General features: G+C 47.9%; 13 protein-coding genes, 1 tRNA gene and 1 pseudogene. 9 read left to right on the top strand and 6 right to left on the bottom strand.

The window, feature by feature from the left end; translation table 11 throughout:
• The 3 genes from IQ257_RS27230 to IQ257_RS27220 form a co-directional block, all read right to left on the bottom strand.
• Positions 1-880, bottom strand: an 880-nt coding sequence (locus tag IQ257_RS27230) for an amidohydrolase (RefSeq protein ID WP_193933372.1), incomplete at its 3' end; no start/stop codon positions are given.
• Positions 881-1,078: 198 nt separating this feature from the next.
• The gene (locus IQ257_RS30435) at positions 1,079-1,642 is read right to left on the bottom strand and encodes a PEP-CTERM sorting domain-containing protein (protein ID WP_228061078.1); all 564 of its coding nucleotides are present in this window, start codon (positions 1,640-1,642) and stop codon (positions 1,079-1,081) included.
• A 502-nt stretch (positions 1,643-2,144) separates the two neighbouring features.
• Positions 2,145-2,218: transfer RNA gene (locus IQ257_RS27220), tRNA-Arg, on the bottom strand.
• Between the two features lie 48 nt (positions 2,219-2,266).
• Between IQ257_RS27220 and moaC the strand changes: the two genes are divergently transcribed.
• From moaC to IQ257_RS27190, 6 genes and pseudogenes are all read left to right on the top strand, one after another.
• Positions 2,267-2,776 carry a cyclic pyranopterin monophosphate synthase MoaC gene (moaC, locus tag IQ257_RS27215; protein ID WP_193880502.1) on the top strand — a complete coding sequence of 170 codons (510 nt, stop codon included), beginning with the start codon at positions 2,267-2,269 and terminating at the stop codon, positions 2,774-2,776.
• A gap of 308 nt (positions 2,777-3,084) precedes the next feature.
• A complete protein-coding gene (locus tag IQ257_RS27210) occupies positions 3,085-3,363 on the top strand; it encodes a 2TM domain-containing protein (RefSeq protein WP_193880505.1) in 279 nt (92 codons plus the stop codon).
• Between the two features lie 52 nt (positions 3,364-3,415).
• Positions 3,416-3,724, top strand: coding sequence for a DUF3181 family protein (locus IQ257_RS27205; RefSeq protein ID WP_193880508.1), 309 nt, complete (start codon positions 3,416-3,418; stop codon positions 3,722-3,724).
• A 398-nt stretch (positions 3,725-4,122) separates the two neighbouring features.
• Positions 4,123-4,389, top strand: a complete 267-nt coding sequence (locus IQ257_RS27200) for a hypothetical protein (RefSeq protein ID WP_193880511.1) — start codon at positions 4,123-4,125, stop codon at positions 4,387-4,389.
• A 68-nt stretch (positions 4,390-4,457) separates the two neighbouring features.
• A pseudogene (locus IQ257_RS27195) lies at positions 4,458-4,685 on the top strand (MerR family DNA-binding protein); the annotation flags it as partial.
• A 40-nt stretch (positions 4,686-4,725) separates the two neighbouring features.
• Entirely contained in the window at positions 4,726-4,950 is a 225-nt protein-coding gene (locus IQ257_RS27190) for a hypothetical protein (RefSeq protein WP_193880514.1), read from the top strand.
• Here the strand turns inward: IQ257_RS27190 and IQ257_RS27185 are convergent.
• Positions 4,947-5,105 (bottom strand): hypothetical protein, encoded by a 159-nt coding sequence (locus tag IQ257_RS27185; RefSeq protein ID WP_193880516.1) that lies wholly within the window; start codon positions 5,103-5,105, stop codon positions 4,947-4,949. The genes IQ257_RS27190 and IQ257_RS27185 overlap by 4 nt on opposite strands.
• A 4-nt stretch (positions 5,106-5,109) precedes the next feature.
• On the opposite strand from IQ257_RS27185, the gene IQ257_RS30430 reads away from it, so the two are divergent.
• Positions 5,110-5,268: a hypothetical protein gene (locus IQ257_RS30430; RefSeq protein ID WP_193880519.1), complete on the top strand. Its 159-nt coding sequence runs from the start codon at positions 5,110-5,112 to the stop codon at positions 5,266-5,268.
• Complete coding sequence (gene acs, locus IQ257_RS27180; protein ID WP_193880522.1) at positions 5,249-7,219, top strand: acetate--CoA ligase; 1,971 nt, start codon at positions 5,249-5,251, stop codon at positions 7,217-7,219. The genes IQ257_RS30430 and acs overlap by 20 nt, the downstream gene beginning before the upstream one ends.
• A gap of 169 nt (positions 7,220-7,388) precedes the next feature.
• On the opposite strand, the gene IQ257_RS30425 is transcribed toward acs, so the two are convergent.
• Both IQ257_RS30425 and IQ257_RS27170 read right to left on the bottom strand, forming a co-directional pair.
• Positions 7,389-7,556 (bottom strand): hypothetical protein, encoded by a 168-nt coding sequence (locus tag IQ257_RS30425; protein ID WP_228061076.1) that lies wholly within the window; start codon positions 7,554-7,556, stop codon positions 7,389-7,391.
• 378 nt (positions 7,557-7,934) lie between these two features.
• Positions 7,935-8,519, bottom strand: a complete 585-nt coding sequence (locus IQ257_RS27170) for a hypothetical protein (protein WP_193880536.1) — start codon at positions 8,517-8,519, stop codon at positions 7,935-7,937.
• A gap of 287 nt (positions 8,520-8,806) precedes the next feature.
• Here IQ257_RS27170 and IQ257_RS27165 point away from each other — a divergent pair, with 287 nt between their 5' ends.
• Positions 8,807-10,765 (top strand): caspase family protein, encoded by a 1,959-nt coding sequence (locus tag IQ257_RS27165; protein ID WP_193880539.1) that lies wholly within the window; start codon positions 8,807-8,809, stop codon positions 10,763-10,765.
• Positions 10,766-10,768 lie beyond the last annotated feature (3 nt).

Genomic DNA, 10,768 nt, shown 5'->3' with positions numbered 1-10,768 from the left:
GCCAATATCGGTAGATACTATAGGCAAGTGTAACTACACCCGTTATGATCGCAGATTCATCGGCTTCAAATTGAGGATGGTGCAGTGGGTGGTTGGGCTTGTTCGGAAATCCGACGCCGAGACGAAACATGGTGCCAGGAGCGTGTTCTAGATACATGGAGAAGTCTTCAGCTCCCATTGAAGGTTCTTGTAAGAGTTGCACCCGATCGCTTCCCCATGCTTCTTTTGCCGATTCTTCCAATAACTGCGTTAAGGCTAAGTCATTTTGCACCGAAGGGACTCCCCGCCGATAGTTCAGTTCGTACCGAGCACCATACATCTGGCAAACATTCGCTACAATCGATTCAATCCATTGAGGAAGATTCGCATGGGTTTCGGGATGGAGCGATCGCACGGTTCCCGCTAATCGTACTTGATCGGCAATTACATTCGGCGCTCGTCCACCACTAATTTGTCCAATTGTCAAGACCATAGGACGCAGAGGGTTTTGGGTGCGGCTAATTGCCTGCTGGAGAGTGGTAATTACTTGTGCAGCAATCCAAATGGCATCAATGGCTTCATGGGGGCGAGCGCCGTGACCCGATTCTCCCGTGATAAAAATTTCTATATCATCGGCGGCTGCCGTCAGTGCGCCATAACGGATACCAATCGAACCTCCGGGAATGGAGGGGAAAACATGAACTCCAAAAATTGCACTAACATCATTCATCGCCCCATCTTGCACCATCCAGTTGGCACCTTGAGCTATCTCCTCGGCAGGTTGGAACAAAAAGCGGACGTTCCCTGGTAATCGTTGTTCTGGGTGAGCATGAAAGTGTCGGCGAATTTCAATCAAGCGGGGGGCGAGTTCTTGAGCTAAGTCTTTAATCCGGGTGAGCATAGAATAATGTAGGGTCTTTTTTGTACAGGTCTTCTATTCCATCATCCAGATATTCGGGCGATCGTGAAGGGGGTAGGTGGATAGTTCGTAGGTTGTAGGTTTTAGGTGATGAAGAATTTTTCCTAACACCTACAACTTTCCTTACGGTTAATTAATGTTTCAAAGGTGAAGATTCAGCCATCTACACTTTTTACGTTTCTAGGCTTTTGTCTTCCCCTGCCTTTTTGAATGCTCTCGCTTCAACAAGGCTCCCAATCCTAGAGCTGTTGCTGAACCTAGGAGGGTTAGTGGTTCTGGAGCTTCTTCTGTTGCTGCTGCCACTGTAAATGATGTAGACTTAATAGGATTAACTATTTTGCCATCACCAAAAAAAACACCCGATGCGACTATATTGTAAGTCCCTGGGCTTAACAAGAATTCTTGCGAAAATTGATATGTGATTATCTCTGTTTGCAAACCGGCTCCTGGTATATTTACCGATTCATTCTTATCGGATATATCTTCATCATTGAAACTAAAGAAAATTGCCTTAATTCCATTAACAATGTCTTCCGCATCTGTTTCAAACATTGTTGTTAAAGTACTTGAGGCACCCACTGAAACTAAAACTTGATCTTGTCCTTCAGGTATAAATACCGTATTAGGAACAGTCTTCTTCAAACTTAGCGTTCCTTCAACATCGCCAATTATCGCGGCATTCGCTTTTGTTCCTGACAAGATCATGGCTGTTCCCAGCAACGAAGCCGCTAGTATCTTATTCATTGCACGTATCCTCACTAATCACACTATTCAACAAGAAATCTTTGAGCTAAGTTGGCTGATAAAGATTAAGTGACTCGCTTTCGCATCTTTTCGATAAGATTGGTAGCAAAGGATACAGGCGCTTAAATCTCTAAGACTTAGGGTTTAGCACCACCAACACGTTAATCCTAATAGCTAATCCTAAGTGAAGATTCATTGGTAACTCAATCTTCATCAAAGCTTCATAAAGTTTAAGTTTAGCTGTCTTTATCCATTAGAGATTGAGCCTACGCTTCGCCCTTTGGTTCAGCCGTTGCGAGTTTTTGGAGTTCTGCATCTGAGGCGCACAGACAAGGGCATTACTGGAGCTAATCTCAAACGCAGTGGGTAAGCGTTTAACAACGGATTTGGCAAGACGACACATAATTTGTCAAGATGACACTAATCTGACAACAGCGACAAATAATTTGGCAATCGACAAAAAACAAAGAAGGCACGAGATTTACACTCATGCCTTCTGAAACGGGCTAGGAGGGATTCGAACCCCCGACACCGTGGTCCGTAGCCACGTGCTCTAGTCCACTGAGCTACAAGCCCTAGCTCGGTTTTACTCACCGATTACTAATCGTACCACATCTAAATTCAATGTCGCAACAATCTCCGGAAATCCAATCCCTGAACCATTTAGACAGTCAGGGTCAAGTCCAGATGGTAGATGTCTCTGTCAAGGTTCCTACCCAGCGTCAGGCAGTGGCTGCTGCACAAGTGCGGATGAAAGCCGATACCTTCAACGCCATTGAAACTGGGAATGCTCCCAAAGGGGATGTATTGGGAACGGCTAGGTTAGGTGGAATTATGGCAGCCAAGCAAACCGCCCAGTTGATTCCTCTGTGTCATCCTTTGCCATTGCACAAAATAGACGTGCAAATTGTACCCGACCCCCAGTTACCGGGATATCAGATTCAGGCATCGGTAACAACTAAAGCCGAAACAGGTGTCGAAATGGAAGCCCTGACAGCGGTTTCTGTTGCTGCCCTTACCCTCTACGACATGGCAAAAGCCTTGGAAAAGTCTATCCAAATTGAATCAATTCGCTTGTTGAGTAAGACAGGGGGCAAGTCAGGTGATTACCAAATTTCGGCAGGTGCAAGTTAGAGTTCTAAAATTAAGTTAGTTGTTGGTTAGAACTGATAACTTGCACCAGTCGCAACAACCCGCCAGTGGTTTAAACCACTAGCTCATAGCTTGCATTCGTCTAAAGACGACTGGATAAGACTTGTAGTCCATTTCGATGGACTTAAGCTATTAGCCCGGAGTTTTAACTCTGGGCGGGTTTTCGGGTTTACTGATAATGGTGCAAGATGTGAGTTTGAACTCCGGGCGGATTTTCGGGCTTATCGACAAAGGTGCAAGATGTCAGTTAGAACCAATAACTGCTAACCACTGACTAATAACACTTATTTATGCCTCCTCGTTGGCCCCGCGAACCCGATAGACGTGACCCCGCTTACCGACGCCTAGATGACCGGATGAATTTTGCTGTTCATGTCGCAATTTTTGCAGCTTGTAACTCTAGTTCGTGGTTCTTTCGCACGTTGCAGTCCGCCGAATGGTCTTGGACGTACTGGGTTACGGGTATCTGGGGATTGATACTAGTGGCACATGGGGTCTATATTTTTGCGATCGCAGATTATTCCCCGTTGCCTGCCCGAGATAATCCGACGAATTCCCCGTCAGGATGAATCGATATATCCCTACCAGCGTGCATTAATCCCAAAAAACTCTCAAATTCCTATGGCTAATCCCAATACCACAGAAACAATTGAAGCCCTCGCTGCCGAAATTGGCGACATGATTTATCTTGATGTTGCCAAGTGGCATCTTTACTTACGAGATGCCCACCTGCATACCCCCTTGGCAGAACGTCTCTACCCCTTGCTGACTGAAGGCACTCTGGCAGAAGATCGAGTGCAGCAAATTCTCCAAAGCATCCCCATTAAACTCGGTGGCGGTAAACGGGAAGTTCCCCTAACCGATTTGCTGCCGATGCAGTGTCAGGTTAACTTAATGGATTTGCTGGAAGAGTTTCAGCGCAAGATGTGATGTAACTGACATCTTGCACCATTGTCGATAAGCCCGAAAATCCGCCCAGAGTTCAAACTCCGGGCTATTAGCCAGTGGTTTAAACCACTGGCGGTTAGTGAGACGGGTGCAAGATGTGAGATGTAACGGACAATTCCATATTAAAATTTGTGGTCATTAGTTCTGATTTTAGAATTAATGACCTATTTTTTTGATCAAAATCACCTATCACCTCTATTTGTTTATAAAAAATTGAGGCTCTATCAGAGCGCGAAAAGCTAAATTTTATTTGGGTAATTGTTGTTCTAAATGGCATTTTTGGACAAACAAGCTATTTTCAATCCCTTTTTTTACTCTTCCAATCACCCCTGTTTGCGCTGGTTCAATTGGCTCCGCTAGGAATTACGATATGGGGAATCATGGCAAGCTTTCGAGCCAATCTTCGGGGAGATAATCGGCAATTCCTTGAGCGATTTATTTGCTTGAGCGCAGCTTTGTCAATTCGGGCTTATCTAGTCTATTTTTTACTGGCTTTCGTAGCACGAGCCATTCCATCACTCATCTATTGGGCTCCTGTAAGCATACTCTCATTTTTTATAGAAGGTCTGGCATCGATTGGAGTAACTCTCTACATCTATATCCGTATGCGATCGCTCATCGCCTATGTCGCCACGGGGAGGGAATAGCAATGATAGATCTGCTATTTCCTATGAGAGGCGGTTGAAGCTCCGGTCATTCACCCTCCCATCGCACTGAGGTTGGACATCGACTCTATAGTGACCAGGATATCATCCGGTTGCAGCAAATCCTGTCGCTGCGACAGCTCGGCTTTTCTTTGAATGAGATTCGTGAGTGTTTGGAAAGTCCTGATTTTTCGCTGCCGCAGGTAATTGATTTGCATCAAGCCCGAATCCGAGAGCAGATAGCGATCGCCCCTCATACTTCAGTTATACTACATATTGAAGTGCGGAATGTGGGTTAGAGTAAAGTAACAACTGCTGAAGCGATTAACAGGTAATCTTATGGAATCAAAACCACGCACCTTCAAAGAAACAACCTTACTATTTGCAGGAGGCGCTGGCGCTGGACTAATCATCTTTGCCTTGTTCGGCGGCGTATGGCACGTCAATCACTTTTGGTTGGTGATGGCAGCAACTACAATATTCTGCGGTTTATTAGCCGTAGTATTGCGTCAAAACTTCCATAAAATGTTAAATGCTTTGATGGACAATGCTCCCTGGATTTAGTTACTCAAAAATCCTGTAGGGGGAATTGCGATCGCGGCATTTTTCCCCTTTATGCTCCATGTGGGAATCATGGAGCGATTAGTTACGCTAGTGCCAAAGGCGATCGCCTCAGTAGTTACTTTGGCTAAGTGACGTGCAATTTCATTATTGTACAAACCGATGAAAGAGTGGGTTAAACCTGTAGGAGATCCGAACCGCTATGAAAACCCTTTGCGTTTCTTAATAAAATTCAAATTATTTTTTGGCGAATCTGCGTTAACAATGGTCTTGAATAATAAAGCAGATACAGCCAAAAGATATGTCTCAGCCCACGATTGAATCGATTCTTCAAGAAAAACGATTATTCCAACCCCCTGCCGAATTCTCGCAAAACGCTCACATCAAGAGTTTGGACGAGTATCAGCAACTCTACGACAAAGCGAAAGCTAATCCTGAACAGTTTTGGGCAGAATTAGCCGAAAAAGAGCTGCACTGGTTCCAGAAGTGGGATACAGTACTCGATTGGCAACCGCCTTTTGCCAAGTGGTTTGTGGGGGGCAAGATTAATATTTCTTACAACTGTCTTGACAGACACCTGACAACCTGGCGTCGAAATAAGGCGGCGTTGATTTGGGAAGGGGAACCGGGAGACTCCCGGACGCTGACGTATGCCCAACTGCATCGGGAAGTCTGCCAGTTTGCGAATGTCTTAAAGCAGTTGGGGGTGCAAAAAGGAGATCGCGTCGGGATTTATATGCCGATGATTCCCGAAGCCGCGATCGCAATGCTAGCCTGTGCCAGAATTGGTGCGCCCCATACGGTAGTATTTGGTGGCTTTAGTGCCGAAGCGTTGCGCGATCGCTTAATTGACGGTGAAGCTAAGCTGGTGATCACAGCCGATGGGGGTTGGCGCAAAGATGCGATCGTTGCCCTTAAAGACGAAGTAGACAAAGCGTTAGATAATGATGCCGTGCCAACAATCGAAAACGTCCTGGTTGTAAAACGCACGAGTCAAAACATCCACATGGAACCGGGACGCGATCATTGGTGGCATGACTTGCAACAGGGAGTGTCAGCCGATTGCCCCGCCGAACCCATGGATAGCGAAGATATGCTGTTCATTCTCTACACCAGTGGCAGCACCGGCAAACCGAAAGGCGTCGTCCATACTACTGGCGGTTACAACCTCTACACCCACATAACCCTCAAATGGGCGTTTGACCTCCAGGATACGGATGTTTACTGGTGTACCGCTGATGTGGGCTGGATTACGGGTCACAGTTATATCGTCTATGGACCCCTGTCTAACGGTGCTACCACCCTAATGTATGAAGGTGCTCCCCGCGCCTCTAATCCTGGCGCTTTGTGGGAGGTGGTGGAAAAATATGGCGTCAATATTTTCTATACCGCCCCTACCGCTATTCGGGCATTCATTAAGATGGGTGAACACCATCCCAAAGCCCGGAATCTCTCCTCGTTGCGACTGTTGGGAACCGTGGGCGAACCGATTAACCCGGAAGCTTGGATGTGGTATTACCGAGTGATTGGTGGCGGACGCTGTCCGGTTGTGGATACTTGGTGGCAAACAGAAACGGGCGGTTTCATGATTACTCCCCTACCCGGTGCCATTCCCACCAAACCCGGTTCTGCTACCTTTCCCTTCCCTGGAATTCTCACCGATATCGTGGATTTGGAAGGGAATTCGGTTGAGGATAACCAGGGCGGTTATTTAGTCGTGAAGCATCCGTGGCCCGGAATGATGCGCACGGTTTACGGCGATCCCGATCGCTTCCGCCGCACCTATTGGGAGCACATTCAACCCAAGGATGGACAGTACCTCTATTTTGCTGGGGATGGTGCCAGGAAAGATGAAGATGGGTATTTTTGGGTAATGGGTCGTGTGGATGATGTGATTAACGTTGCCGGACACCGCTTGGGGACGATGGAAATTGAGTCGGCATTAGTGTCTCACCCAGCCGTAGCGGAAGCCGCCGTGGTTGGTACGCCGGATGAGTTGAAGGGGGAAGATGTTTTTGCTTTTGTCACGTTGGAAAGTGACTATGAAGCGAGTGATGAACTGGAGAAGGAATTAAAAGCGCATGTGGTGAAGGAAATTGGTGCGATCGCCCGTCCAGGTCGAATCCGCTTTACTGACGGGATGCCCAAGACGCGATCAGGTAAGATTATGCGGCGGTTGTTGCGGAATTTAGCATCAGGTCAAGAGGTTGTTGGGGATACTTCGACCTTGGAAGACCGGAGTGTGTTGGATAAGTTGAGGGGAGGTGCCTAGGGATTTGAGATTTTGGATGAATTGCTAATTCGTCTAAAGGCTTACTTTTCACGGGATCTGGAAAACCTCTCTCCTTGCAGGAGAGAGGTTTTGAATTCTCCCCCTTCCCTGGTAGGGAAGGGGGCTGGGGGGTTAGGTCTGATGTTGATTTTGCCAGAACACCCTACAGTCACCTCATCGCCCAGCGGGAAGCGGGAACGTTGAAAAGCGATTTATACACAGACTGCCGTTCTGCAACAGGTTCTGGTGCATAGTCCCAGAGGCTTTCATAATAGAAAAACGATGAACCTAAGCCATGAGCACGAGCAGCTCTTACCTTAGTCTGAATGAATTGCATCGGCACGGGTTTATTTCTTAAACCGGTTAAAACACCCGCTCCCGTGGGAATGATTTGTTGCGCTTCCTGAATTTCAGGGCGGGTAATCTGGTCAAGAAAACTTTGCAGATCGGGACGATAAATGTGATAGAATCATTTAACTTTAGTTCACACCAATACCACAAAAAGTTTACCGTGTAAATCAGCAAATTGGCTTAAAACATTAAGGACTTTGGCTGAGGCGACAATCCACTCCCAAGGCAGACAATGGGGTATAGGGACAAATCAGAACCTGAATGGCCTAGGGCTTGCGCGATAGAGGGACTAGCACACGACCTCAAACGTTATACGCAAGCCCTCTCTCTTTTTAGGAAGGCGACGCACCGCCCTAGTGGTCGTTCAGTCTGGTTCCCCAAACTGACGTGGCGGTGGTGGAATAGGTGGTACTCCTGGTACTTGTGGTACTCCCGGTTGTGCTTCTGGGGGAACTGCTGGTTCTGCTTGTGGGGGAGGGTCTGGTTCCCCAAACTGACGCTGTGGAGCAGAGTTGGGTTCCCCAAACTGACCTTGAGGTTGCACCGTTGGCTGCTCAAATCCTAACAGCAATTCGGTACTGGGGAAGTAGGTTGCCCAATATTGAGTTTCGGGGCGATTTCTCCAATTTTGACGACTCACGTCTAATAACAAAACTGGGGCGACTGCGCCATCGTGTTCCCCAATGATCGTTACAGCTACGTCCGTTACCAAAATATCCCCATCGAAACTGCGTTGCGCTGCTGCCCTGGCAACCGCTTCAGCACGGCGCAGTAAGTTTCCGTAGGTTTCGTTGGGCTGGGTTCTGATAGAAACATCGACTCGGGCTGTGTAGGCTTGGGCTACTTGAGGGATGATGGCAGTTGTCGTCAACCAACCGACTCCCGTACATCCCAACAGTACAAATAAACTAAGCGGTGCGATTTGTTTTCGGACTGTAGACTCTATCATCGTGGTAGAACACTGGTTAAGCGACACTGGCATTGCAACAGCTCAAGACATCAAATCCATGCCCCAGACAGGCTTCTTGCCTGTTCTACGGTAATCCGGCAAATTACCAACTTGCATTCTTCAATGGGTGTTAGCTTATGCATTATTGAGAACCTAAACAGACCCTTATTCTGACATGATGGAGAATAGGAGGAAATTATAGAATATTTTTGTCTTTAAGAGCCTGATTTTAAAGACAATTTATTGATGAACAAAGTTCCAGCCTCCAGGCTTGGATAATTAGAGCCATGGCAAACTACGCTTGCATCTCAATCGGCATTAACCGCTATCAGTTTTTACAGCCCCTGAACTACGGGCAAGCTGATGCTTGGGCATTGCAGCAGTTTTTGGTAGAGCAAGCCAATTTGCCAGCCAGTGATTGTCTGCTATTAACCGATACGTCACCACCACTGGATCGCCAGTCAACCTATCCCAACCGGGAAACAATCTGGCGCTGCCTGGAGACAACTCACCAAAATTCCCCGACAAATGGGATGAATTCCCTCTCTAAAAATTGGCGCTGGTTCTTTTTCAGCGGCTACGGTGTTTGTTGGGAAGGCGTTGACTATCTCATGCCCATTGATGCTAACCCCCATGATATTCCTGGTACGGGGATACCCATGCGATCGCTGTTGAATTCCCTCAAACAGCAAAGCCACGACAATCTCTTACTCCTACTAGATATTAACCGCTCTCCAGGAGTACCAACGGGAACCCTTGCTGGTGCTGAAACCGTGGAGTTAGCTCGTCAAATGGGAATGGCAGTGATTCTCTCAGCTCAACTGGATCAATTTTCCCACGAAGCTGCTGCCTTGGGGAATGGCTTGTTTACTGCCACACTGCTAGAGGCTCTGCGTTATCATCAGACAGGCATAACCCTGGCAGAACTTGAGCAATATTTGCGCGATCGCCTCCCTGAGTTGAGCCAACACCACTGGCGACCGATTCAAACCCCTTTGATAATTATCCCATCAGAGGATACTAGGCAACATCTCATTTTACCCGCTGCCCTTAACTCGCTCTCAAACGAGAAAACGGCGGCGGCGATCGCTTCGACTCTTAGTTCTGGAACAAATGCGAATATAGGGGAGGTGTATGGCGAAGGGTCTAATAATGGAGCAACGGCACCTGTAGAAGACACGCCTTCCGTCTCTACAGGCAGACAACCTGTTACCTCGTTAATACCAGCCAGTCCTTCTACTTTACATTATCGACCCTTGAGCCTGATGTCTGTGAGTTCCTCTTCACAGGAGCAGGATAAACAGGATGGCGATAGGAAGCAATGGTGGCAGCAATGGCGCTTTTGGGTTGGAGGTGCAGCATTAGTTTTGGCGCTGCTCATTGCGGCTGTGGGAATCCGCAACCGCTATCTCTGGAGAGAACAACAGGCAACACAGCCAACCGAAACAGAGAAACTCCTCACAGAGGAAGGAATGGCTGCCCGTGTTGGCAAGAGCCAATCTTCTCCTACTCCGGATGCCTCACCCACTGCACCGCCAACGGTTGTGAGTGTCAATCCCTCTCCGGCAGCATCACCCACTCCCCAACCGGAACAACCCGCAACTGCAACGCCAACCTCCCAGCCCGAGCGCCTGCAAGCCAACCAAACCGCTTTAGCGAAAGCCAAGGGCTTGATCCAACCCAATCAGGCATCGCTGTTCAGTCAGGCGATCGCTCAAGCCCGTACCATTAAACCCGGTGAACCCCTTTACGAACAGGCGCAGCAAGACATCAATCGCTGGAGTCAGGTAATTTTGGATTTAGCCGAGGGACGTGCCAAACAGGGTAATTTTCAGGGAGCGATCGCGGCTGCCCGATTAGTTCCCCAAGATAACCCGTCCGTTTATACAAAAGCCCAGCAATCGATTAACCGTTGGACTATTCAATCTAAGCAGCAGCAGCAAAATCAAGCCCTCCTCCAATCTGCCAAACAACAACTACGACGCAATCAAGCCTCTTCCTACAACCGTGCTATTGCTACCCTTCGTAAAGTTCCAGTAGGGCAACCAGGATATGCTGAAGCTCAACAGTTAACGGCTCAGTGGAGTCGCCAAATTTATCTGATTGCCAATTCACGGGCGTGGCGGGGAAATTTCCAACAAGCCGTTCAGACAGCCGCGTTAGTTCCACCCAATACCCCATCCTATGAGGCGGCTCAAAAAGCGATCGCTCAGTGGAAGCAGGGGAGCGGGGGAGCGGGGGAGTAGAGG

The organism is Coleofasciculus sp. LEGE 07092, assembly GCF_015207375.1.
Classification (GTDB): domain Bacteria; phylum Cyanobacteriota; class Cyanobacteriia; order Cyanobacteriales; family Coleofasciculaceae; genus LEGE-07092.
This window is presented reverse-complemented; position numbering and strand designations above follow the sequence as displayed.

Coding starts and splice junctions, on each gene's coding strand:
- moaC (WP_193880502.1), top strand. CDS start 2,267: ATGTCGCAACAATCTCCGGAAATCCAATCCCTGAACCATTTAGACAGT.
- IQ257_RS27190 (WP_193880514.1), top strand. CDS start 4,726: ATGGAATCAAAACCACGCACCTTCAAAGAAACAACCTTACTATTTGCA.
- IQ257_RS30425 (WP_228061076.1), bottom strand. CDS start 7,556: ATGCAATTCATTCAGACTAAGGTAAGAGCTGCTCGTGCTCATGGCTTA.
- IQ257_RS30430 (WP_193880519.1), top strand. CDS start 5,110: ATGAAAGAGTGGGTTAAACCTGTAGGAGATCCGAACCGCTATGAAAAC.
- IQ257_RS27210 (WP_193880505.1), top strand. CDS start 3,085: ATGCCTCCTCGTTGGCCCCGCGAACCCGATAGACGTGACCCCGCTTAC.
- IQ257_RS27200 (WP_193880511.1), top strand. CDS start 4,123: ATGGCAAGCTTTCGAGCCAATCTTCGGGGAGATAATCGGCAATTCCTT.
- acs (WP_193880522.1), top strand. CDS start 5,249: ATGTCTCAGCCCACGATTGAATCGATTCTTCAAGAAAAACGATTATTC.
- IQ257_RS30435 (WP_228061078.1), bottom strand. CDS start 1,642: ATGAATAAGATACTAGCGGCTTCGTTGCTGGGAACAGCCATGATCTTG.
- IQ257_RS27170 (WP_193880536.1), bottom strand. CDS start 8,519: ATGATAGAGTCTACAGTCCGAAAACAAATCGCACCGCTTAGTTTATTT.
- IQ257_RS27205 (WP_193880508.1), top strand. CDS start 3,416: ATGGCTAATCCCAATACCACAGAAACAATTGAAGCCCTCGCTGCCGAA.
- IQ257_RS27165 (WP_193880539.1), top strand. CDS start 8,807: ATGGCAAACTACGCTTGCATCTCAATCGGCATTAACCGCTATCAGTTT.